Source organism: Chryseobacterium aahli, assembly GCF_022699665.1.
GTDB lineage: Bacteria > Bacteroidota > Bacteroidia > Flavobacteriales > Weeksellaceae > Chryseobacterium > Chryseobacterium aahli.
In genome coordinates this window covers 57,506-81,084 of sequence record NZ_JALDNB010000015.1, presented here as the reverse complement: position 1 = coordinate 81,084, position 23,579 = coordinate 57,506, and the positions used below count along the sequence as shown (strand labels likewise).

Sequence of the window (23,579 nt, the reverse complement as noted above, 5' to 3'; positions counted from 1 at the left end):
TAAATTTTTACCAGCCACCGCCACCACCGCCACCGCCGCCACCGCCGGAAAATCCTCCGCCGCCCGATCCTGAACCAGAGCTGCTTCCCGAACTTGATGGTTGTGTAGCAGAAGACTGTATCGATTGTGTCAAACTGGAATTAAGAACACTTGCCATAGCAAAATGATTCATCGATGAGCCAACGTACCAGTTGCTTTGATATTCTGTAGACATTTTCGTCAGCAGTGCATCAAATTTCTTCCCCCAAATTTCATCAACTCCCAAGACCATTGCAAAAGGCAACAATTTTTCAAAAGATTCTGGGGTCATTGTGGGTGGATTGTGAAATTTCAATTGCTCATTTTCTGCAGCTCCCATGTACATTTTGAAACCATCGATCAGAGATTTCTTTTTCAGTTTTTCTTCGGAAGGTCTTCTGATGAGAAACTGATAAATAATCAGTGATGTAAATCCTAAAACAATAAAAATATAACAGATATTAAAATTATTATCAATGGTAAATTCGTTGTGATTGAACATTAACGCTCCCAAAATAATGAGAATGATTGTCGGAATAATCAGGAAAATTTTAAATAAAACCGGGAAAATTTTGAAAAGATATCCTGTGATTAAAAAACAGACCAAAAGAATAACGTACAAAAATCCGCCAACAATTACCTTTTCAAATTCAGGAAACATTTTAAAACTTAAAAGCAATCCGAGACCATAAACCACTGTCATTAAAATCAATGGCAGATATAATTTGTTGGTATTATTTCCCTCATTCAATAATTTGTTATGCTGATAGGTAAGCGAAGACTGAAAACTCTTAACCGTCTGTTCAATTTTAGAATTGTATTCTCCGTCAAATTTCACAGTGTCTACCGTTGTGAAGAGATTGTTCATCAAATTAATTTCTTCTACAGGTAATTTTTGATCTGCATTTTTTAGTTTTTTTACTGTAAACTTTTTTGATTTAAATAAACCTAAAACACCCGGATCTTCAGTTTCTATAATCTGAATATAACCTTTAACAGCTAAATTTACCAAAGCTGCTGTAAGATATTTATTTTTAAAAGTTTCGCTGTTGATGTAACCTAAAGAAGCAGGCGAAAGATCGTCTGGCGAATTGAATTGTGGATAAACAATTGGCTTTTCGGGATCTACACCGTATTTTCTCCATGTTGAAATATAATAAATAACCATCCCTAAAAACACAATAATTCCGGCAATCAAAATTCCGAATCTTTCAATAAAAGTGGGAGGCGGCGGCGGAATCATCACCCCTTTTTTAAAACCCACGGCAATCGTAAGACCTTCTTCGGAACCCAAATTTTCAGCATTCCATTCGATCGAATGTTCTGAAAGTACTTTTACCGTACAATTTTGATCTGTACTTCCCTGGCCGCCTGTGTAACAAGAATTTTGCAAAATCCCTGCACCTTGCGGAAGATTGACTGTTGCGGAAATTTGGTCAACGGGAAAATCCCAGAAATTTCCGTTGACGTTCCAATAAAACTCATCATACTTTTCAAAAAAACCGATTTGTTTTTCTGTGGTATATTTTATTTCGTAATCATAGTCGCCCGGCTCGAGAATAATATCTTTGTTTCCGAAATAAATTTTCAGAAAGCCATCTTCATATTCTTCATGATAATCTTCATCAACACTATTTTTCTTTACAGAAACAATATTGTACTGTACTTTCTGAGTCGTATTATTAATATTTCTGGTTAGCGGAAGTGAACGAAAGATGCCTCGTTTTATTTTATCTCCCAGACTGTGAACCTTTATCTTCTCAGTAACCGTGATGTTCGAATTTTTATCAACATCAATATCAGCGTGAAAATTCATAATTCTTTCCCGCCCATCGATGATAGACAATTGATCTGTTCGTATAGGCTCTTCCTGAGCAAAATTTAAACTAAAGAATAAAAGGAAAAGTAACTGTAAGAAATTTTTCATACATAGATTTTATTATTTGGTGGGTCGTATGGTATCGCCTTTCTAGATTGATATTGATGTTTCAAACCAATCAAAGCGACTTCATTTCTTAAAATTTTACTGTCGGAACTTCTCTGTCTGCAATATTTTCAAGCTCAAAGAACTTGGCTTTTTCAAATTTGTACATGTTGGCAACTACGTTGCTTGGGAAAGATTCTACCAACGTATTGTTTTCTCTTGCCGTTCCGTTGTAGTATCTTCTTGATTTTTCGATATCGTTTTCAATAGAGCTCAATTCTGTCTGCAATTGCTGGAAGTTGGCATTCGCTTTCAAATCCGGATATTGTTCGGCTACAGCAAATAAATTCACCATCGCCTGGTTCAGATTTTTCTCTGCAGCTTCTTTACCCTCTACAGAATCTGCTCCTACCGCCAAATTTCTTGCTCTGGTAACGTTTTCAAGAGTTTCACGTTCGTGAGTTGCATACCCTTTTACCGTTTCAACCAAATTCGGAATCAAATCGTGACGTTTTTTAAGCATGACATCGATACTGCTCCATGCTTCCTGAACGAGATTTTTTAGTTTTACGAGACGGTTATAAATAGAAACTCCGTAAAGGACAATCAATACAAGAACTCCGATGATAATAAGTGCAACCATAATTTTGTAATTTATTTTAAAATAAAAATAAACTTTTTTATCGGAGAATTGAATAAAAAAAGCGCTCAATAAATTGAACGCCCCTCAAACTATATGGACTTACAGCTTTATGAATACTTTCTGCAGGTATAATCGACAGTGGTATTCAGAAGTTTATTTTTATTTAGGAAAAATTCAAGTTGCTGAGATTCTTCCGGTGTTGCATTTAAATGTAACTGAAATGAACCAAAATTTGCTCCGTTCATATACTCCACATTTGCGCTTAGTACTTTATAGCAGATCCCCATTTGTTGGTAGATTGCATTCAAAAGATGGTCAAACTTCATTTTTCCATTCAGTTCTACTTCGATGATCAAATCTTTTTTGATAAGGTGTACATTTTTTGGTAAAGCCTGCAAATTTGGCGTAATCATAACTAAACAATTTTTGATTAAACAATATTTTCTGAATTACATATTTTGAAATATTTACCTGTTAATTCTTTGACAAAAGTATAAAAAAATATTAGTCTACCAAATTAGTAGGGTATTAATTTTTAATTTTAACATAAAAAAAGAGAAACCTCTCAGTTTCTCTAATATTTACAGTTCTTTTATACGTTGTATTTTATCTGACATAGCCAATCCGTTGGGATTACACCCGGGTTCACCTTCCGGAACTTTGAGATTTTTTTTAGTATAAAACTCTTCCCAAAATGTATTTATTTTCCCCGTTTTAGGATCAACGAAAGTCATGGGTTCTAATTTAAAAATATGATTCTCTCTAAATGATCTCTCGATATAATCTGAGCAGTAATAAGAATTTTCGTCTAAAATATAATTGAAATTGTAAGGTTTCCCCAGCATAGAATTTGCTTTTTCGATTGCGTCAGGGATTGTATTCTGAAACTCCGGCTTCAATCTGTACACCACCACTTTTTGTCCGTCGTTTGCCTGATCTTTTAAAAACTCATCTAAATTTTGCTTCTGAGAACCATTTTTTGGAGCAGCATGAAGTACAAAAACTCCAGTTTTATCTTTTTGTAAAATTCCGATATGATCGAAGGATGCGTTTTTTTGTTTTTGAGTGACGTTATTAATTGCTCCCGATAGTCCACTTTCTTTTGCGGTGACGAAAAGTAAATCCCCATTCTTCAAACCCGAAGTTTGAGAATTTTTACAACTTAAAACAAAAAGAAAAATTGCAAAAAAAGAGATTAATTTCAGGAATGATCTATTTTTTAAAGTTGGTTTCATAAATATTGATCCATTCATCTACGGTCATTTTTTTACTCAGCTCAGCAATTAATTCAAAAGGAATTTCATCAATTTTCTTGAAGCGAATGCATGATTTCCCCATATCTAATTTTCTTTTAGAATGTTTTGGAAATTCTGCTACAAACCAATCAAGAAGATCAGGTTTTGCATAAATCCCCATGTGATAAAGGGCTATGAAATTCTTCTGCGAAGCCAATCCCATAAAAGGCAGCGGCGAACCCGGCGTACAATGATAACCCGCAGGAAAAGTTTCTAAAGGTACATCCCAGCCAACCATTCCGTAGCTGACACCTTTGGTAAAACCTTTTGGCAGATTTTCAGTGATGGTATCAAATAGCTTTGTGAAAACCTCCTGCCTTTCTTCAGGAATTTTGGATATATAGTCTTCTACAGACGAAGCAGGAATTTGCATTGCTTTTAAGTTTAAGCTTCAAAATAACAAAAATTTGAGCACATAAAAAAGCAGCCATACTTTCGTACAGCTGCTAAAAAAATAATTCAAAAAAAATAGTTTTATTTTTTGATGACCTTCACACTTTTTTGTGAGCCATCTTTGAAATACATATTCACCAAATATAAACCTGAGCTCAATGAGCTTAAATTAATTGTCTGTCCAGGATTTTCAATAGTCTGAAGAGTTCTTCCAGCAAGATCAATGATTTTTACCGTTTTGATATCTTTAAATTCTGAAATCTTGATTACATCCGTAAATGGATTCGGAGATATTTTAATCTCTTTTTTATCTGAACCAACTTCTGAAGTAGCCAATGCTCCCTGCGTTAGAGAGAAGTCATCAAATCCCATATAAAACGGAGCCGTTGTTGTATTATTAGCCTTTATCGCAAAAGTATAATTCCCTGTGGCTGTAGGAACATAGGTAACGGTTACTTTGGTATAATTCGTACTGTTACCTCCTCCTGTTGCAACTTGTGATGGTTCAATAAATGTAGTCAAACTTGTAGAACCGGTTGCCAATTGCGTATTGTTTACAACCACTTCATTTTGCCAACCTGCAAAGTTGTCTCCTACCCAATAAAAAGAGAATTCATAAGAAGTTCCCGCTGTTAAAGTAAATAGAGGTGTCCATAAATAAGCAGGATTATTATATGGATAATAAATTGTCATATAATTCGGTGCAGATTTAGGATCATTATACGATTGTTGAGATGCGTTTGCCGAAGTGAAATTTGAAGAACCACCTCCTAAAGTCTGCTTCCAACAGTTCGGAACGATTCCAGATCCTATAGCAGTCATTGAATCGAAATTTTCACTCCAAGGGAAAGTTGTTACCGGCACACAAAGCGTTGTAAACGTTATAGGACCTAACCAACTGGTTTTATCAGTAGCACTACAAGATGATCTTAACCATAGATAATAATTTGATGATGGTGTAAGACCACTTAGAGATGCAGAGAGACCAGAGCTAGAACCTAATGCTGTAGTAGAAGCAGTAGGAGCAACGTTGGATGTAGAATAATAATATTCATAAACAGAACCTGGTGCGTTTGCAGGAGAGCCCGGAGTTGATGTCCACGCAATGTCAGCAGTATAAGCTTGTACGTTTGATGAAGAAAGATTAGCCGGCTCAATGCATGTAGGGTTAGCTTCCACTGTAATATTATCAATATAAATCGATCTCGAAGTACCTCCTAAATTATGTCTGAAAGCCAAATAATCACCACCACCCGCTGGAATATAAACCGTATACAATGCATGGGCATTTGTAAGTGTGGTAGTATTAAATGCTACAAATGTCGTAGGATCTAAAGGATTCGTCAGTGTGCCAACCTGCAATGAATAGTTTGCAGAGCTTCCTCTAGCATAAAATCTTACTCTTTTTGTACCATCTGATAGCGCAATGGTTTGAGGAGACACCAGCATTTGATTTCCTGTAGTTGCACTTGAATTTGCTAAAACATAAGAATTAGGCGCAACAAACGGGTTGGTCGCTACTACATAGCCAGAACCAGCAAAACCACTTGTCTCAAGATATGACCAACAATATGGTGCATTTGTATTAGTAGAAGACCCCACCGCAGTTGTATCAAAATTCTCAGAGTAAGGTACATTATAAGTGGAACAAGGTGTTAAGAATGTTGTTCCGTAAGCCCATTCGCCGACGTTACCACTACAATTTGAACGAATCCATACATGAAATCTGGTCTGAGGCGTCAGCCCACTCATTGGAGCTGTTGTCGCAGTAATACCAGATTGAGACGGTGTTGTAGATGCATTAGGCGCAACGGTAGATGAAGTATAATAAACATCATAACTACTCGGAGTAGATGCAGGTGCCGTCCAGCTAAGTGTACCAGTAGTAAATGTTATCGCCGAAGCAGTAACAGCTGTAGGAGCTAAACAAGTGGTGTAACGATCTGCTGAAATACCAAATATATTAATAAATCCCGTTCCTGATACCTTGGTAAAACTTACACTTTGAATAGTTTTTGATTGATTAGCTGCTGAGATTGCTAAAGGAATTTGATAGATTCTAGGATTAACTCCACCCCCATCTTCCATATTATTAGTGGTAAGATTTACTCTTCCAATCCCTTGTATTGCAGCATTTGCACCGCCATACCAGTCTAAAACATTTAAACCGCTAAAGGCTTGCGTCGTATTATCTGAAAAGGTAACAACCGCACTTGCAACTGCAGCACCACTTCCTCCTGTTGCAAGAAAGTATAAATTGTAAGCTGCAGTAGGGGTACCCAATGTCAAAGTGCCTGTATCATTTGCAGCACTCAATTTCAGAGAGTTATTTCCCGAATAAGGAGCTAACTGATAAGTAAGTCCTGCAGTTGAGCCGACGATTGTCATAAACTGTCCGGTTACAGGAAGACCGTAATAAGGTAGAGGAGCACCAGCAGTTGCTTGAAAATCTCTGGAGATATAAGCAAAACTCGCGTCATCAACAGCAGATGTTGTGCTTGTAGATGCACTGCCAACCCCATTTACAATTACATCTTGCGTAAAGCCCGTAACCGTAACCGGATGATAATATTGAGCTGTTAACCAAGACGAAGATAAAACCAGAGCCAAACTAGCAATTCCAAAAAATCGATTTATTTTCATATTATTAATTTTTAATGCGCTAATATAAATATAAATCACAATAAAACAATTAAAATTAAATAAATCACAAATAATTAATTCAATTTAACACAAATAATATAATTTAAATAATTGATAAAAAATAACAAAACAACACCAAAATAAATAAATGAAAAAGTTTAATTAACAAATAATAGTAAAACATTAAACATTATTTAACATTAAATTAAAATATTACATTCCAGCATTTGCATTTTACTTATTAAGAATTTAATCTTATTTTTGTGCATACAAATTTTAAACAATGCCGAATATCTCAAACAGAGCACAACAGATGCCACCTTCACCGGTAAGAAAACTGGTTCCATTCGCCCTTCAGGCAAAACAAAGAGGAACAAAAGTTTATCATTTAAATATCGGACAACCCGATATCGAAACTCCGGAAACCGCTCTTAACGCTTTAAAAAATATTGATTTAAAAGTATTGGAATACGCTTTATCAGAGGGAAACATTGAGTACAGAAAAGCATTGACAGAGTATTACCACTCTTTAGACTTTACAGATTTAACGCCAGACAACTTCATTGTAACCAATGGCGGATCTGAAGCTTTGAATTTTGCAATTTCCACATTATGTGACGATGGTGACGAAGTGATTATTCCGGAGCCTTATTATGCAAACTATAATGGTTTCACAAGCACTTTTAACGTAAATGTGGTTGCAGTACCTTCTACAATCGACACAGGATTTGCATTGCCTCCAATTGAAGAGTTTGAGAAAAAAATCACCGCAAAAACGAGAGCAATCGTTATTTGTAATCCCGGAAATCCAACCGGATATTTATATACAAGAGAAGAACTTCAGCAATTGGCAGATATTGCTTTAAAATATGATATCGTCATTATTTCAGATGAAGTTTACAGAGAATATGTTTATGATGGGAAACAGCAAATTTCTATGTTGGCTTTTCCCGAATTAAGCGAAAACTGCATTATCATCGATTCAGAATCTAAGCGTTACTCAATGTGTGGGGTAAGAATTGGCTGCTTATTAACTCGTTCTAAAAAAATTCATGATGCAGCGATGCTTTTTGCACAGGCAAGATTGAGCCCTGTACTTTTAGGACAAATCGCAGCAACTGCCGCTCATCAAAATGACGGAGCTTATATCAGAGCGGTAAGAGAAGAATACACTCATAGAAGAAACGTTTTGGTAGATCTACTTAACGCTATTCCTGGTGTTATTTGCCCGAAACCTAAAGGCGCTTTTTATTGTGTAGCCGAACTTCCTGTTGACGATACAGAAATATTTGCTCAGTGGTTATTAGAAAAATATTCTTTGAATAACGAAACCATCATGGTTGCACCGGCTGGCGGATTTTACAGCAATCCTGAATTAGGAAAAAAACAGGTAAGAATCGCATACGTTCTGAAAGAACAGGATTTAAGAAAAAGCGTTGCGATATTGCAGGCTGCGTTAGAAAATTATAATTCAGACAAACGTCACTAACAAACTTTACATATTATGTCAACAGTAAAAACAAATGCTTTAAGAGTAATCTTATCCATGTTTTTACTGTTGACATTTTTTTCTTGCAGCGAAAAAAGTTTTGAAAATAAACCCTCGCCAAAAGATCCTGAAGAAATTACTTTTATCAGCTTATCTCATGTTGGCGGACAATTAGGAAACTACAGCAGCTACAAAATCACTCGAGATTCTATTCATTTTGAGGGCGGAATGACCGCCAATCAAAAACATAATGAATGGCACAGAGCAATTACTCCTCAAATCTGGAAGAACCTGATTTCTTCTATTAAAATCAAAGACTTAGGCTTAATTGAAAGTTCGCCCAGCATTCAACCTATTGACGGAATTGATGAAACTTTTCAGATCAAGACCACAAAAAAGTCTCATGTTTTTGTGAATGCTTACAGCGATACCCATTACAGACAATTTGAAGAATTCAAAATCAAATTAGAAAACCTTTCACCGAAGCAACGCTAAATTTACAATCTATATTTCAGCTTAAATTAATTCTAAATATCTTCTTTTCAATGCACGAAAATTTTTCTTTAAAACCTTACAACACTTTCGGTGTAGAAGCAAACGCCAGATATTTTGCAGAAGTAAATTCTGTTGATGAATTAAAAGAAACGCTAAAACTCTCAAACACTAAAACTCTCCCACTGCTTTTTATTGGAGGTGGAAGTAATATTTTGTTGACAAAAGATTTTGAAGGATTAGCCATTCAGCTTCATTTAAAAGGAATTTCAGAAGAAATCATCAACGATAATGAGATTTTAGTAACCGCACAAGCAGGAGAAAACTGGCACGAATTCGTGATGTTTTGTTTAAGTAAAAACTACGGCGGATTAGAAAACCTTTCTTTGATTCCGGGGAATGTAGGAACTTCACCGATGCAAAATATCGGTGCATACGGAACTGAAATAAAAGATGTATTTGTAGAATGTAAAGTTTTAAATTTAGAAACACTTGAAGTCGAAACTTTAAACGCGGAACAGTGCAGATTTGGGTACAGAGATTCTATTTTTAAACAGGAAGGAAAAGGAAAGTATGTGATTTTGGAAGTAAGTTTTAAGCTTACAAAAGAAAACCATTTAATTAAAACAGAATACGGCGCTATACAATCTGAATTACAAAAATTAGGTATTGAAAACCCTACCATTCAGGATATTTCAAAAGCCGTCATCAATATCAGACAAAGCAAATTACCCGACCCGAAAGTCATTGGAAATGCAGGAAGTTTTTTCAAAAACCCAACAATTCCCTTAACTCAATTTGAAGAATTAAAGCAAAAATTTGAAAACATTCAAGGATATCCGAACGGAAATTCTGTGAAAGTTCCTGCAGGCTGGCTGATCGAACAATGCGGCTGGAAAGGAAAACAAATCGGAAATGTGGCTTCACACAAATTACAGTCTTTAGTCATCATCAACGCAACAAGAAACGCAACCGGAAAAGAAATTTTTGATTTTTCTACAATGATTATTGAATCTATTAAAGAGAAGTTTGGGATTGAATTGGAAAGAGAGGTGAATATTCTTTAAAAAGAAGGTTTAAATTTCATTTTAAAAGTTAGAAATCACTATTTTTAATGATTATTAGCCTTCGTGTTCAAAAATACCCGAAAGAATTCAACATTAAAAAAACGACACACAAATGAAAATCGCCATCATTGGAGCCGGAAATATGGGCTTATCTTTTTCTAAATCTTTCCTGAAATACGAATTGATAAAACCCGAAAACCTTCAGCTAATCACGAGAAATCAATCGAAAATCTCTAAAATATCAGAAGAATTTCCAAAATCGAAAATTTCAATTTTTAATGATGTTGAAGAATTAGATGCAGATTTAATTATCATTGCCGTAAAACCACAAGATTTTCAGCAAGTTGCGGAAAATTTTAAATTTAAATTGAATGAAAAGCAAATGATTCTTTCCATCATGGCAGGAATCAAAATCGGGAAAATTCAAAAATTACTTAACCATCAATCGGTTGTAAGAGCAATGCCCAACTCACCTACCCTTTTGGGAATGGGAATCACAGGCTACACCTCCGCAGAAGGAATTACTTTCAATGAATTAATGAATGTTGAAAGACTTTTAAACAGCACCGGAAGATCCGTCTATCTTGAAAATGAAGATTTATTAGATGGCGTTACCGCACTTTCCGGAAGTGGACCCGCTTATTTCTATTATATCGTTGACGCCATGATCAAAGCCGGAACCCAGATGGGAATTGATGAAAATCTTTCTAAACTTTTCGTAAAGCAAACCATGCTTGGCGCTTATCATTTAATCAATAATTCCGAAAAAAACTTGGAGGAACTCATCAAAGATGTAGCTTCTAAAGGCGGAACCACCGAAGCTGCCCTGAAGACATTTGAAGACAATAATTTCAAAGAGATTTTACAAAAAGGAATTTTAAATGCAGAAAAGAGGGCTAAAGAATTGAATGGATAAATTTTGTTTAGCTATTTGCAGATGAATTTAAAATAAAATCTGCGAAATCTGAATTATCTGCGAGATTTTAAAAATTCTAAATCTAATCACTCTGTCCAGATTCTTACAGAATGACAAATTTTGTATTGAATTATTCGGCTACAAATTTCATGAATTTAATTTCAATCAGTCTCTTAATCTGCCAGCCCAAATAAACTCCAAAAGTATTGAGGATAACATCATCTACCTCAAAAATACCCAATCTTGAAAAGTATTGAAGAGCTTCTACAATCACAATAGCAGAAACAAACGTTATAATAGTATTCTTCAAATGTTTTACCTGAGGAAATGCCCATCCCAAAAACCCAAAAGGAATAAACATGACCACATTCCCTAAAACAACACGAATAATATCCCACCAACGAATTGTATTTTCAATGTAGCTCAATGTTGAAAATAGTGGTTCTATCCTTATCACATTTTCATCATACTGAAATCTTCCCATCCCGAAAAACATCAGATAGAGCAGAAAAATTGTGTAGGGTAAAATGATGAATTTATAAAATTTCTTTAACATCATTTGCAAAGTTATTCATTTCAAAAGCATTAAATTTGTGTGTTAAAATAATTTAATGAAATACGTTTTACTCACGCTCATTTCAGCGATGCTTTTGTCCATCTCGTGGCCTACATACGGGATTCCGTTTTTTATATTTTTCGCCCTCGTTCCGCTTTTGATGATGGAACATGGTGTTTCTAAATTTTCCAATTTCAAAAGAAAAAGCTGGGTAGTTTTCGGACTTTCTTACTTATGTTTTATCATTTGGAATATTGTCACCACAGGTTGGCTGTACGGTTCTAAGAACCCCGACGGAAGCCACTCGATGATGGCAGTACTGATTCCTATTTTAGCCAATTCATTTTTATATTCTTTGGTCTTTCAATGTTATCATTGGTACAAAAACGCACAGGGAAGTTATTGGGGATTGGCATTTTTCGTGGCGATTTGGATGAGTTTTGAAAAATTCCACATGAACTGGGAGCTCACATGGCCTTGGCTGAATTTAGGAAATGTTTTTTCAGATTATCCTGAACTAGTTCAATGGTACGACACTTTAGGCGCAACCGGCGGTAGCTTCTGGATTTTATTAATTAATGTTCTGATATTTTATACGATAAGAGTTTTTGAAGCTGGACGAAAAAGAAAAGATCTAATAAGAAATTCATCAATTGTAGCTTTATTAATTATTCTTCCAATGATTATTTCTTTGGTTAAATTTAATAATTTTAATGAAAAACCGATTGGCCAGGTTAACGTTTTGATGCTACAACCTGCGCTTGATCCTTACGCAGAAAAATATTCCAAAGACAGCGTTACTATCGTCAAAGAACTTCTTGCCCTTGCCGAGCAAAACACCAAAGGAAAAATAGATTATTACATTGCTCCAGAAACCGCAATACCTGGAAGAGGTTCTATCTCTGAAACTGCATTTGAAAAAAGCGTACTTCTGAATGACGTGAAAGGTTTTCTGGCAAAACATCCAGGTTCGGTCTTCACCACCGGAATTTCATCGCATCGATTTTATAAAAGTGATAAAAATTTACCTAAAGAAGCCTATCAGCTGAATCCTCAACTATGGGTTGAAAGCTACAATTCTGCAGTACAGATTATTCCCAATCAAAAAGTAGAAGTTTATCATAAGGGAAAACTGGTTCCTGGTGTTGAAATATTCCCATACATGAATGTTTTAAAACCGCTTTTAGGCGATGCTATGATTGATCTTGGAGGAACTGTCGCTTCGCTCGGAATAGATGAAGAACGAGTAGCTTTTTCAAATCCTTTCAACAAAGGAAAAATCGCTCCAATTATCTGTTATGAAAGCATTTATGGTGAATTTGTAACTGACTATGTAAAAAAAGGAGCGAACTTTTTAGCAATTGTCACCAACGACTCCTGGTGGGGTGTTACAGAAGGTCATAAACAGCTTTTATCTTATGCAAAACTGAGAGCGATTGAAACGAGAAGGGAAATTGCAAGATCTGCCAACAGCGGAATTTCTGCACATATCAATGCAAAAGGTGAAATTCTGGAAGATACTTTTTATGGTGATCAAACTGCATTATTTGCTAAAGTGAATCTTTATGACAAAGAGACATTCTATGTAAAAGCAGGAGATCTTTTGAGCAGATTTTCATTGTTTTCTTTAGGATTTCTTTTGTTTTACTTTTTAATTAAACAATTCCAGAAGAAATTAGAAAAAAAGAAAGCTTAGATTTTTTTGAACTCTCAACCTGTGAAATAAATTAATTTTAATTGATAATTCACTCCTGCGAATTCACCTTTTGAAAGACCTTTTTCATACCTTTACCTTCACAATTTTTTCACATTTTGGCAAATCTTTACAAGAAAGAAAGTCCGTTTCAGGTTTTTATATCGTTCAAAAAATATTTGGATGTGCTTGAGCATATCAGATATAACGACCGACTAGAGTATCGTGCCAATTATGCAGAATCTTTGATTGAAAAAACCAAGAATTTCAAGGAATTGCGGGATGGTTTTCAGGATCTTGCGGTGTTTGAAAAACATAAAGACCTCATAAGACTTTTGCTGGCAGATCTCTTTCCAACAGGCTTGACAAAAAATGAAATTAAAGCCGCCGGAATTCCTTTAACGAATCTTACCTTCAATTATACCGAGAGATTTCAGAATATTCTGAATGATGCCGGAAAAGATTTTGAGATTGAATTCAGAGACATCAGCGATGATGAATATTACGTATTTTGTTGCTGCCTCATTTTGCAGACCTATCTGAAAAGAGACATAAGAGTCACCATTCCTTTCTATTATGATATTCCCGATAAAAACGGGATTATTAAGCATTATAAAATTACAGTTAACTCAGACTTCAGCTACGTTTATCCGGCAGAAGGAACAAAAATTCCTGCGGATGATGTCATCGATATGTTGCTTGAAAATCTTGATGATATTCATATTTGGAAAAAACATTTCCCATCAGAATCTTGGATTTTAAACGGATTCAGCATTATTTCCCTCGTCGACTGCACCACAGAAGTTGCTTTGTCTGATCTGAAATCTACGCTTATCAAAGTTGATCTTGAAAACCCTTCACCGGACGAAAATCTGAAAGAAATTTTCAAATCCTATTTTGATGTTGCCGAACTCAATTTTGGGCTGATGCTTTTTAATAATAAAAATAAAAGGCTCGAAAAACTACCAATCTATGACAGCGTGTTCACCAATTATCTCTTAGATTTTTGGTTAAACACATTTGATGAAGAGGTTCGCAAAACTACCTTTGAAAACATCACGTACAACTCAAAACCCGTTGTCATTTCTGATGTTGATAAAATAGATGAAGAAATCAAAAAACTGCCTTCATTTAATATTTTGAAAGATCACCAGATCAACAGCTTCATGGTCATTCCGATTATGAAAGATGGTGAACTGCTGGCTATCATGGAGTTCACTTCACCTACCGCTAACAGTTTGAATGGTTTAAAACTGAAAAAACTCGAGTTTGTAGCAGACATGATTATTTTCTCTTTGAGCAGATTTACTTATGAAAGAAATAATCAGATTGAAGCCATCATTCAGCGAGAATACACCACGATTCACGACAGCGTAATCTGGAAATTCAGAAATGAAGCGGAACGGTATTTCAATGCTTATTTATCTAAAAAAATATATACTTTAAAGGAGATTTCGTTTAAAAATCTTACCCCATTATTCAGTTTTTCAGACATCCGTTCTTCGTCAGACAAACGATTTAATCTGATGCTGGAAGATCTCAATCTGCAAATAGACGGACTTCATGAAGTAATGATCATGCTCAATTCTTCAGACGCCAAAAAACATTTATTGGCACTTGAAGTTTTTGAAAATGAACTCAACAACGAAATAAAAGCAGATACAGAGCAACGTTTTCAGAGAATTTTACGGGAAGAAATTCATCCCTATTTACAAGGTCAGCTTGAGATAAAAAGCGATGAAAATATTAAAGATAAAATCAAAAATTATTTCAGTCAGGTCTTTACACAGAATGATCTGTTTTATGCCAATAGAAAAAATTTAGATGATTCCATTACGCTTCTCAACCGTAAACTGGCGGATATTTTAGACCAAAAACAAGTGATTGCGCAGGAAATTTTCCCACATTATTTTGAAAGATTTAAATCTGATGGGGTTGAACATAATCTCTACATCGGACCCAATATCTCTCCGGAATTACCTTACTCCACAAAAGTCGTTCACGAATTGAGATATTGGCAGCTGGAAACAATTTGCACGATGGAACATGAATTTCATTTATTCAAAGAAGATCTTCCAATCTCGCTGGATATTGCATCACTGATCTTTGTTTATAATGAAAAAATAGACATCCGTTTCCGAATGGATGAGAAACGTTTTGATGTTGATGGTGCTTTTAATTCTAATTTTGAAATCATTAAAAAGAGACTTGAAAAAGCTCACGTTAAAGATTCTACTGAGAGGTTAACCCGTCCAGGAAAAATCACAATTGTTTATTTCGGGATGGAAAATCAACGTGAATATCTTCAATACATCAACAGACTTCAAAAACAAAATGTTCTGAAAGCTGATGTTGAATTTTTAAGAGTTGAAGATCTTCAGGGAATTACAGGATTGTTGGCAATCAGAGTTTCTTTTGTTTGATTTATATTTTCGCTTATTTCTTTTCAATCTAGAAAAGTTCCGCTTTAAATATACCCAAATTTAAAATTCTCATTTAATTACAGACTAAGAAAAGCATACGCAAAAGCAAGTACCGAAGAGATAATTCCTGCCATAAAAATGGTGTAGGTGATAGAAAGTAATTTATATTTTCTGTCTAAAACTTTCCCAAGGAAATACAAATCTTTCACCATAGAATCGTAAATATAATCTCTGTCTTTGATCAAATCATGCATTGAACTTAGGTAATGATCAAATTTCATCTGATGAAAATTCCCGAAGAATAAAAGATTCACTTTTCGGTCTTCGATATCCTGATTGGTAAAAGTAGTCTTCGTCACATTCGGTTTTGTAGAAAGAATGGCAAAAATGATCGTCATCACACTCGAAATCAACAGGAAAAAAGTTGGGATAATCAAATGCGCATTTTTCGGAGTATCTAATTTCGGAACCAAAACAGACAAACAAACCGAAATGATAATCGCATTTACCGAAAGCAAAATATTTGCCTTGCTATCTGCAATATCACTCAATCTTGTATGATTATTTAAGGTAACTCTGAAAAGCGTGTCTACACTTCTGTCAGACTTTTGGTCTTTATCTTTCTTGGAGTCAGAATTTTCTTTCTTAGGTTTTTCTTCTTTTTCAATTTTATCAATCTTCTTTTCCAATTTTTTTACATTTTTCAGTTTCAGCGGCTCCCAGTTTTCTTTGGCGTAATCTGTAAAATATTTATGCTTGTTTTTCAGAAAATCTACATTCATCACGTTCCATTCATCATTAGAAAAGCACATTCCGCCGGTCAGTTCCCATTCTTTACGCAAAGCTTCAGCAGTATCATTATAAAACGGACTCGCAAAATGGCTAAAATCTGCATCTTTCATGATTTGCTCGAGAAAATTTTGAGGCTGATGATATTTTTCGGTAGAAAGAATCAGTTTTGAAACTTCATCAATATATTCTCGTGAAGCATTCTCACGAAGCAGAAATTCTGTTACAATTTCCACTCCTTTTTTCTCATGACCTTCTGCATTACAATCGGTAAAACCTACGTCGTGAAACCATAGTGCAAGTAAGATTTTTTCTCTGTCTGACTCAGAAACTTCAGAGTGACTGATAATCTCTTCAGCCTTGTTGACAGCGTATGTGGTATGTATAAAATTATGATAAAAATATACAGAAGATAACTTATCTTTGAATAAGTTTTCAACGTAATCTTTGGCTTTGTTTAAAACGCTCATTTCTGAATTTTTCTTAATGTAAATGTATGAATTTATCCTTTAAATTTGATCGAAAAATATTCTCGGCGAGTGCGAGAGTTATCCTTCTTTCCGGATTTTTGTTTTCGTGTGCAACCTATAACGTACAAAAAGGAAAAAACGTGCATGAAATACAAAATTCTGACCTGCAAACTGAAAATGATTTTAGAATTTTCCTCGTTGGTGACGCCGGAAACGCAGATGAACCGCAAGCGCAGCATACTTTAAATTTCATTAAAAATAAATTAGATTCAGCCGATAAAAACTCAATGCTGCTTTTCCTAGGAGACAACATTTATCCGCTGGGAATGCCAAAGGAGACCGATAAAGGGTATCCTCTAGCCAAACAGAAACTGGAAAATCAATTAGAAATTACTAAAAATTTCAAAGGGAAAACATTGGTGATTCCTGGAAATCACGATTGGTATCACGGGGTGGAAGGCTTAAAAGCACAGGAAGAATTTGTAAAATCTTATCTGAATGATAAAAAAGCTTTTTTACCTAAAAACTCCTGTCCGATTGATGATATTAATTTAACTAAAGACATCAAACTGATTGTTCTTGATTCTGAATGGGCTCTTATCAATTGGGACAAATATCCAGGAATCAATAAAGGCTGCGACATCAAGACAACAGCAGATTTTTATGCCGAGTTTAAAGATTTGATTACAAAAAATCAGGATAAGAGAATCATTGTGGCGGTGCACCATCCTGTCATCAGCTCGGGAGTTCATGCAGGTTTTAATTCTGCTAAATCTCATCTATCATCTTTTCAGGGGAAACTTCCAATTCCCGGAGTTGCGAGTTTAATTAATGTTTTGCGAAGTTCTTCCGGAGCGAGTATGGAAGACATTAGCAATGCGCATTATGCAGAGTTTGCCAATAGAATCAAAAGTATTATTCAGGATAAAGAAAATGTGATTTTGGTTTCTGGGCATGACCATAATCTCCAATATCATGAAGACAAAAATATCAAACAAATCATCAGCGGTGCGGGTTCTAAAACCGATCCTTCGACAATTGCTCAAAAAACAGATTTCTCCTATGGCGGAAGCGGATTTGCAGTTTTAAATCTCAGAAAAGATTTAAGTTCGGATGTGGAATATTTTTCGACTAAAAACAATAAATTTGAAAAGCTGACTCAGATTGCAGTCATTAAAAAACCTGAAGTATTTCAAAATAATTATCCAGATTCTTTACCTGCAACCGTAACGTCAACAATTTACTCCGAAAGACAGACAAAAGCAGGAAAATTCTACTCTTGGCTTTGGGGAAATCATTACAGGAAATACTACGCACTTCCGATAGAAGCCAAAACAAAAAATCTTTCAGACATGAATCCCGGATATTCTCCTGTCAGAGAAGGTGGCGGAAACCAGTCAAACAGCTTACGTTTAAGAACCAATGACGGACAAGAATTTGTGATGCGCGGAATCAAGAAAAGTGCAGTCCGTTTTCTGAATGCACAGGCTTTCAAGAAAAACAGTTTCGGAAGCGAACTTAACAATACATTTCCCGAAAGATTTTTACTTGATTTTTATACCACAAATCATCCGTTTACAGGTTTTGCGGTTAATAATATGATTGACAAGTTGGGTATTTTCCACAGCAATCCTGAATTATATTACATTCCAAAACAAAAATCTTTAAGACGATACAATCAAAATTACGGTGACGAACTATACATGATTGAAGAACGCTTTTCTTCGGATCCGAAAACTTTGCAGTCATTGGATAATGCATTAGACATCGTTTCAACTTCAGATGTTCTGAAAAATATGCGAAAAGATGGTAAATATTCAGTAGATCAGGATCTTTACATCAGAGCAAGAATTTTTGACATGCTGATTGGCGATTGGGACAGGCACGAAGATCAATGGAAATGGGCAGAATACAAAGTTGGCGATAAAGTAATTTACAAACCAATTCCCCGTGACAGAGATCAGGCATTCAGCAACTATGATGGGGCAGCTTTTAAATTGTTGATGAATATTCCTGCAATTCGTCACATGAAAACGTTTAAAGATGATATCAAAAGCGTACGATGGATGAACATGGAGCCTTATCCTATGGATTTAATTTTCCTGAAAAATGCGAATCAGGAAGACTGGACGGGTCAGGCAAAATACATTCAGGAACATTTATCAGATACCGATATCGACCGTGCTTTTGATAATTTACCTAAAGAGGTTCAGGATGAAACCATTATAGACATTCAGAGAAAACTGAAGCTGAGAAAAGGCAAACTGGGAGATTATGCTACGAGATATTTTGATGTTTTGCAGGAAAAAATTCCTTTAACGGGAACTGTAAACAAAGATAAATTTGTGATTACTAAGACAGAAAATTCTGTTGAAGTAAAACAATATCAATTAGACAAAAACAAAGGTGAAGAGCTGGTTTTTGAAAAGAAATATGACGATACCAAAACCAAAGAACTTTGGATCTACGGTTTGGAAGAAGATGATATTTATGAAATTTCAGGAGAAGGAAAATCGAAAATAAACATCCGATTAATTGGTGGTTATAATCATGACACTTACAATGTAGAAAACGGAAGCAAGGTAAAGATTTATGATTTTAAATCACAAAAAAACACCTACAACGCAAAATCCGCAACTAAACATATCAGCAATGATTATGACGTCAACACCTACAACTGGAAGCATCCGAAATACAATTTCTTTGCAGGATACCCAATGGCCAATTTCAATCCTGATGACGGAGTGATTCTAGGAATTGTTGCTAATTATACGGTTAATAATTTCATTCGTGATCCTTTCACCCAAAAGCATAGTTTTAGCGCCAATTATTATACCGCAACAGGTGGATTTAATGTCGGTTATAAAGGAATTTTCAAAAAAGCAATCGCAGGCTGGGACGCAGGAATTGACGCAACTTACACCACACCGTTTTTTGCAAGAACATTTTTCGGTTTGGGTAATGAAAGTTTGAATGATGCTGATGAAGATAACCGCGACTACAACAGAGTGCGTATTTCTCAGTTTAAATTTGCACCTTCTATCTCAAAAATAAGTTGGCTGAATCTGAAACACCAATTCCAGTTGAATTTTGAACATGCTAAAGTACAATTCAATGATGATCGATTCATAGCTGTTTCTCCCGATGTTAATCCTGAAGTTTTTAATGGACAACAATTTGCGGGCGCAAACTATACGTTTAGTTTTAAAAATTTAGACAATAAAGCCTTCCCTACTTTAGGTTTGGAAATGATTTTAAATGCAGGCTGGAAAGCCAATCTATCAGAATTTAATCAAAACTTCGCCAACTTCAACGGAACTTTAAATCTATTCCACAGAATTGATAAGCGAGGAAAATTTGTATTTGCCAACTCGAGCAACGCAATGATTATTAACAATAATAATTTTGAATTCTACCAAGCTGCAGCCATCGGCGGAAACAACGGAATGCGTGCTTACAGAAATGAAAGGTTTGCAGGGAAATCATATTTCGCCAATAATTCTGAAATCCGCTGGAATTTCGGAAGAGTAAAAAACAATATCGTTCCTACGAACTTGGGAATTTTAGTCGGCTACGATTTAGGAAGAGTCTGGAAAGACGGTGAACAATCCGACAAATGGCATCAAGGAGCCGGTGCAGGTTTCTGGATGAACATTCTGGAAACGTTCTCTGCGAGAGTGGATTATTTTACCGGGGAAGATGGAGGAAGAATTTCTGGGGGTGTGGGATTGAGTTTTTAACGGTCATTAACCGTTTTTTATTTAGAGCTCTCTAAAAAAAACTACTCTAAAGTAAAATTATAAAACAAAGTTTGTCATTCTGAAAGAATCTATACAACATTTTAAACAAGCTGTTGAGATTCTTTCAGAATGACAAACTGGATATTTATTTTAAAGAAAACTGATAGACATTGCCACCCGTTTTCTTATCCTTTTCATCCGCAATCAACAAGGTTTTATCATCAACAAAAACGACCGCTTCTTTTTGTGAATTGTGATTTAAAGGGATTTTCTGAATTTTGGCTGAACTAAAATCATTCGCTGTAAATCCGGAAAGTACATTGATATTTTTATGATTCAGCAAAGCAATCTGATTTTTTGAATTGATGGTTGCTGAAGTAATTGCCGCATCACTGTAACCACCTTCAAGTTTCAATTTACCAACCAATTTCGCTTCAAAATCACCTTCTATATTAGGAATCTGGAAAACCAGAAAAGTTCCGTCAAAACCTTTGCTTCTGTTTTTGGTGAACAGGTAAAAACTGCCGTCTTTCTCTACAAAAGCTTCGCAATCGTACAATAAGTTTGATTTTTTAGGCGGAAATTCAGTCTGTCCTTCGTAATGAAATTTCGTCGTCTGAATAACCTTTGTCGACTTCTGAGAATCAGTTTTTAAATCTAATTTTAAAATGGAAAGATTTTGTCTGTCGTTTTCATTATTTCCGAAATCTCCGATGTAGATATTTCCTGCTGCATCTTTTGTAATATCTTCCCAATCGTTGTTTTCAGCGTTTTCCACCAAAACGTCAGCGATTTGCTCGCCCTTTCTGTTCAGCCCGTACACTACATTTTTATTTCCTGCATCTTCGATGGCCCAAATGGTTTTCTGATCCTGCGAAAGAGCAATCCCAGAAACTTCTTTCAGTTTTTTGGGAAGTGAAAATTCTGTTTTCAAATCGTCCTGTGATTGGGCTATTGAATCCTGAGCTTTCGGATTACAACTTAATAACATGAAAGCGAATACAACAAGAATGCGCATAATTTTATTTTTTTAATTTTTTAAACTGAAAAAAAGAATACCTAATATTTTTCTCCAGTTGATTGATGATTTGCTGATGATGTAGAAAAAAACCGGCTGCCAATCCCATCAAACTTCCGATAATCGTATCGAGTAATCTCGCCTCCATGAGATTTTCAACATCATGATGAATAGGACTTCCCGCTTCTATTAAAAGTAAGGTAAGTGGTGTAATAAAGATCACGGCCAAACCATAATTTCTCACAATCATTAATTCTACAATGAACTGTAAAACTACGATAATTCCTATCATTACAATCTTTTCAGGATCAAAAAGTAGAATCAGCGAAGCTAAACCGAGACCAATAAAAGTTCCGAAAATCCTGTGCATATTTCTTTGGCGTACATGCTCGAAATTCCGTCCCTGAATAATGGCAACGGTGGAAATAGAAATCCAGTACGTATTCTGAAATTTTAAAAGATGACCCACGATTAAAGTCAGCATCATGATCAAACCAATAATCGTACTTTCTACAAACTTGCTGTACCTTTTCTTTTTAAAAACTCTTCGGGGAACAGTCACCACTTCACTTTTTTCAACAAAAACGGAATAAATAAAAGCCAACGAACATGATAAAATGGCTCCCATTGCGACTAATCCAACTCTCATAGGAATCATTTCCAAATCAAACTGAAAAGTACTTGCCATTGCCGCAAGCATAATGAAGAAAAAATTTCCCGGTGGCGGAATTTTAAAATAAGAAGTAATAAAATGTGACAGAAAAGAAACAATCCCGAAGGACAAAGCCGCCATATAAATATTAAAGCTAAAAAAAAGACTGATGGTAAAGGAAAAAATGATTCCGAAAGCGCAGACCGCCAGATGAATCATTCGTTGACTAATTGGTGCTGTAGTGAAATACAAGATCGTCAACGCACCCAAACTCGACAGACTGCCGTAATTTGGTTTCCCGGAAAACCAGCCCAGCAAAAGCGGCGTACCGATACACAAAGCCGCAAGAAACGGGAAATGCCATTTTCTTTCAGTTTTCTTAATTTCAATCAGATATTGAAATCGGTTTTGTGCTGAATGATCGGTTTTCATTTATTCAAAACGTTTTGCTTTTTCCCAGAGAACATCCATTTCTTCCAAAGACATTTCTCCCAATTTTAAATTTTCTTTTAATGCTAAATTTTCCATCTTTTGGAATCTTGAAATGAACTTCAAATTGGTTCTCTCTAACGCAGAATCTGGATTTAAACCAGAAATTCTTGCATAATTAATCAATGAAAAAAATACATCTCCCAGTTCCTGTTCTTTTTTATCTGAATCGGTTTCATCATGAAATTCCTGAATCTCTTCATCTACCTTTTTCCATGCATCTTCCGCATCATGAAATTCAAAACCAATCCCTTTTACTTTATCCTGAATTCTGTACGCTTTCACCATACTTGGTAAGCCTTTAGGAACACCTCCCAAAATCGATTTGTTACCTTCTTTCAGTTTCAGCTTTTCCCAATTTTGCTTTACCTCTTCTTCATCTTTCACTTCTACATCACCGTAAATGTGAGGATGACGGAAAATTAGTTTTTCATTCAGTGAATTGATGACATCAGCAATGTCAAAACTTTCTTTTTCTGAACCTATTTTAGCATAAAAAACCAAATGCAAAAGCACGTCACCGAGTTCTTTTTTAATTTCAATTAAATCTTCCTGCAAAAGCGCATCTGAAAGTTCATATGTTTCTTCCAACGTTAAATGACGAAGTGTCTGAAGCGTTTGTTTCTGATCCCACGGACATTTTTCACGAAGGTCATCCATAATATCCAATAGTCTTCCAAAAGCTTCGAGTTTTTCCTGTCTGGTGTTCATAATTTGAGTGTTGAAATTCATGCAAATTTAAGGTAAATCTTTATTAGTTCTTTTGTCTTGAAACAAAAGAACCAAAAGTTCAAGAATTGAAAACTTCTGCTAAAAATTAAAAGTCAATCCTAAAATTCCCAAAACTTGCACGAATTCTAAATCAATTC

At 35.2% G+C, this 23,579-nt stretch carries 18 protein-coding genes; 7 read left to right on the top strand and 11 right to left on the bottom strand.

Translation table 11 applies throughout. The features are described 5' to 3' along the window. Positions 1–7: 7 nt before the first annotated feature. The 6 genes from MQX03_RS19065 to MQX03_RS19040 form a co-directional block, all read right to left on the bottom strand. The gene (locus MQX03_RS19065) at positions 8–1,945 is read right to left on the bottom strand and encodes a DUF2207 domain-containing protein (RefSeq protein WP_242805038.1); all 1,938 of its coding nucleotides are present in this window, start codon (positions 1,943–1,945) and stop codon (positions 8–10) included. An 88-nt stretch (positions 1,946–2,033) separates the two neighbouring features. Continuing rightward, positions 2,034–2,585 (bottom strand): LemA family protein, encoded by a 552-nt coding sequence (locus MQX03_RS19060; protein ID WP_242805036.1) that lies wholly within the window; start codon positions 2,583–2,585, stop codon positions 2,034–2,036. Between the two features lie 107 nt (positions 2,586–2,692). Then, positions 2,693–2,998: an NIL domain-containing protein gene (locus MQX03_RS19055; protein ID WP_242805034.1), complete on the bottom strand. Its 306-nt coding sequence runs from the start codon at positions 2,996–2,998 to the stop codon at positions 2,693–2,695. Between the two features lie 168 nt (positions 2,999–3,166). Next, positions 3,167–3,838: a YiiX/YebB-like N1pC/P60 family cysteine hydrolase gene (locus tag MQX03_RS19050; protein ID WP_242805033.1), complete on the bottom strand. Its 672-nt coding sequence runs from the start codon at positions 3,836–3,838 to the stop codon at positions 3,167–3,169. After that, positions 3,798–4,253 (bottom strand): DUF1801 domain-containing protein, encoded by a 456-nt coding sequence (locus tag MQX03_RS19045; RefSeq protein WP_242805032.1) that lies wholly within the window; start codon positions 4,251–4,253, stop codon positions 3,798–3,800. Before MQX03_RS19045 ends, MQX03_RS19050 begins: the two co-directional genes overlap by 41 nt. 101 nt (positions 4,254–4,354) lie before the next feature. Beyond that, complete coding sequence (locus MQX03_RS19040; RefSeq protein WP_242805030.1) at positions 4,355–6,916, bottom strand: T9SS-dependent choice-of-anchor J family protein; 2,562 nt, start codon at positions 6,914–6,916, stop codon at positions 4,355–4,357. Between the two features lie 283 nt (positions 6,917–7,199). On the opposite strand from MQX03_RS19040, the gene MQX03_RS19035 reads away from it, so the two are divergent. The 4 genes from MQX03_RS19035 (at position 7,200) to proC (ending at position 10,880) form a co-directional block, all read left to right on the top strand. Beyond that, positions 7,200–8,405, top strand: coding sequence for a pyridoxal phosphate-dependent aminotransferase (locus MQX03_RS19035; RefSeq protein WP_242805028.1), 1,206 nt, complete (start codon positions 7,200–7,202; stop codon positions 8,403–8,405). 15 nt (positions 8,406–8,420) lie between these two features. Further along, positions 8,421–8,900, top strand: coding sequence for a hypothetical protein (locus MQX03_RS19030; RefSeq protein ID WP_242805026.1), 480 nt, complete (start codon positions 8,421–8,423; stop codon positions 8,898–8,900). A gap of 50 nt (positions 8,901–8,950) precedes the next feature. After that, the gene (gene murB, locus MQX03_RS19025) at positions 8,951–9,964 is read left to right on the top strand and encodes a UDP-N-acetylmuramate dehydrogenase (protein ID WP_242805024.1); all 1,014 of its coding nucleotides are present in this window, start codon (positions 8,951–8,953) and stop codon (positions 9,962–9,964) included. 112 nt (positions 9,965–10,076) lie between these two features. Next, a complete protein-coding gene (proC, locus tag MQX03_RS19020) occupies positions 10,077–10,880 on the top strand; it encodes a pyrroline-5-carboxylate reductase (RefSeq protein ID WP_242805021.1) in 804 nt (267 codons plus the stop codon). A gap of 130 nt (positions 10,881–11,010) precedes the next feature. Here the strand turns inward: proC and MQX03_RS19015 are convergent, their stop codons facing one another. Beyond that, the gene (locus MQX03_RS19015; RefSeq protein WP_317225095.1) at positions 11,011–11,439 is read right to left on the bottom strand and encodes a VanZ family protein; all 429 of its coding nucleotides are present in this window, start codon (positions 11,437–11,439) and stop codon (positions 11,011–11,013) included. A gap of 52 nt (positions 11,440–11,491) precedes the next feature. On the opposite strand from MQX03_RS19015, the gene lnt reads away from it, so the two are divergent. Together lnt and MQX03_RS19005 are read left to right on the top strand one after the other, a co-directional pair. Continuing rightward, positions 11,492–13,132 carry an apolipoprotein N-acyltransferase gene (gene lnt / locus MQX03_RS19010; RefSeq protein WP_242805020.1) on the top strand — a complete coding sequence of 547 codons (1,641 nt, stop codon included), beginning with the start codon at positions 11,492–11,494 and terminating at the stop codon, positions 13,130–13,132. Positions 13,133–13,248: 116 nt separating this feature from the next. Further along, a complete protein-coding gene (locus tag MQX03_RS19005; protein ID WP_242805018.1) occupies positions 13,249–15,552 on the top strand; it encodes a GAF domain-containing protein in 2,304 nt (767 codons plus the stop codon). A 77-nt stretch (positions 15,553–15,629) separates the two neighbouring features. Here MQX03_RS19005 and MQX03_RS19000 read toward each other — a convergent pair whose 3' ends face one another. After that, complete coding sequence (locus tag MQX03_RS19000) at positions 15,630–16,811, bottom strand: Pycsar system effector family protein (RefSeq protein ID WP_129536097.1); 1,182 nt, start codon at positions 16,809–16,811, stop codon at positions 15,630–15,632. A 26-nt stretch (positions 16,812–16,837) separates the two neighbouring features. Here MQX03_RS19000 and MQX03_RS18995 point away from each other — a divergent pair, with 26 nt between their 5' ends. Then, entirely contained in the window at positions 16,838–20,551 is a 3,714-nt protein-coding gene (locus MQX03_RS18995) for a metallophosphoesterase (RefSeq protein WP_242805016.1), read from the top strand. Positions 20,552–20,696: 145 nt separating this feature from the next. Here MQX03_RS18995 and MQX03_RS18990 read toward each other — a convergent pair whose 3' ends face one another. Genes MQX03_RS18990 through mazG form a run of 3 tightly spaced genes read right to left on the bottom strand, consistent with a single transcriptional unit; the run spans position 20,697 to position 23,421 of the window. Continuing rightward, positions 20,697–21,569: a hypothetical protein gene (locus MQX03_RS18990; protein ID WP_242805014.1), complete on the bottom strand. Its 873-nt coding sequence runs from the start codon at positions 21,567–21,569 to the stop codon at positions 20,697–20,699. A 4-nt stretch (positions 21,570–21,573) separates the two neighbouring features. After that, positions 21,574–22,653 carry an FUSC family protein gene (locus MQX03_RS18985; RefSeq protein ID WP_242805011.1) on the bottom strand — a complete coding sequence of 360 codons (1,080 nt, stop codon included), beginning with the start codon at positions 22,651–22,653 and terminating at the stop codon, positions 21,574–21,576. Then, positions 22,654–23,421 carry a nucleoside triphosphate pyrophosphohydrolase gene (gene mazG, locus MQX03_RS18980; RefSeq protein WP_242805009.1) on the bottom strand — a complete coding sequence of 256 codons (768 nt, stop codon included), beginning with the start codon at positions 23,419–23,421 and terminating at the stop codon, positions 22,654–22,656. It lies immediately after the preceding gene. Between the last annotated feature and the right edge of the window lie 158 nt (positions 23,422–23,579).

Coding starts and splice junctions, on each gene's coding strand:
- MQX03_RS19065 (WP_242805038.1), bottom strand. CDS start 1,945: ATGAAAAATTTCTTACAGTTACTTTTCCTTTTATTCTTTAGTTTAAAT.
- MQX03_RS19060 (WP_242805036.1), bottom strand. CDS start 2,585: ATGGTTGCACTTATTATCATCGGAGTTCTTGTATTGATTGTCCTTTAC.
- MQX03_RS19055 (WP_242805034.1), bottom strand. CDS start 2,998: ATGATTACGCCAAATTTGCAGGCTTTACCAAAAAATGTACACCTTATC.
- MQX03_RS19050 (WP_242805033.1), bottom strand. CDS start 3,838: ATGAATGGATCAATATTTATGAAACCAACTTTAAAAAATAGATCATTC.
- MQX03_RS19045 (WP_242805032.1), bottom strand. CDS start 4,253: ATGCAAATTCCTGCTTCGTCTGTAGAAGACTATATATCCAAAATTCCT.
- MQX03_RS19040 (WP_242805030.1), bottom strand. CDS start 6,916: ATGAAAATAAATCGATTTTTTGGAATTGCTAGTTTGGCTCTGGTTTTA.
- MQX03_RS19035 (WP_242805028.1), top strand. CDS start 7,200: ATGCCGAATATCTCAAACAGAGCACAACAGATGCCACCTTCACCGGTA.
- MQX03_RS19030 (WP_242805026.1), top strand. CDS start 8,421: ATGTCAACAGTAAAAACAAATGCTTTAAGAGTAATCTTATCCATGTTT.
- murB (WP_242805024.1), top strand. CDS start 8,951: ATGCACGAAAATTTTTCTTTAAAACCTTACAACACTTTCGGTGTAGAA.
- proC (WP_242805021.1), top strand. CDS start 10,077: ATGAAAATCGCCATCATTGGAGCCGGAAATATGGGCTTATCTTTTTCT.
- MQX03_RS19015 (WP_317225095.1), bottom strand. CDS start 11,439: ATGATGTTAAAGAAATTTTATAAATTCATCATTTTACCCTACACAATT.
- lnt (WP_242805020.1), top strand. CDS start 11,492: ATGAAATACGTTTTACTCACGCTCATTTCAGCGATGCTTTTGTCCATC.
- MQX03_RS19000 (WP_129536097.1), bottom strand. CDS start 16,811: ATGAGCGTTTTAAACAAAGCCAAAGATTACGTTGAAAACTTATTCAAA.
- MQX03_RS18995 (WP_242805016.1), top strand. CDS start 16,838: ATGAATTTATCCTTTAAATTTGATCGAAAAATATTCTCGGCGAGTGCG.
- MQX03_RS18990 (WP_242805014.1), bottom strand. CDS start 21,569: ATGCGCATTCTTGTTGTATTCGCTTTCATGTTATTAAGTTGTAATCCG.
- MQX03_RS18985 (WP_242805011.1), bottom strand. CDS start 22,653: ATGAAAACCGATCATTCAGCACAAAACCGATTTCAATATCTGATTGAA.
- mazG (WP_242805009.1), bottom strand. CDS start 23,421: ATGAACACCAGACAGGAAAAACTCGAAGCTTTTGGAAGACTATTGGAT.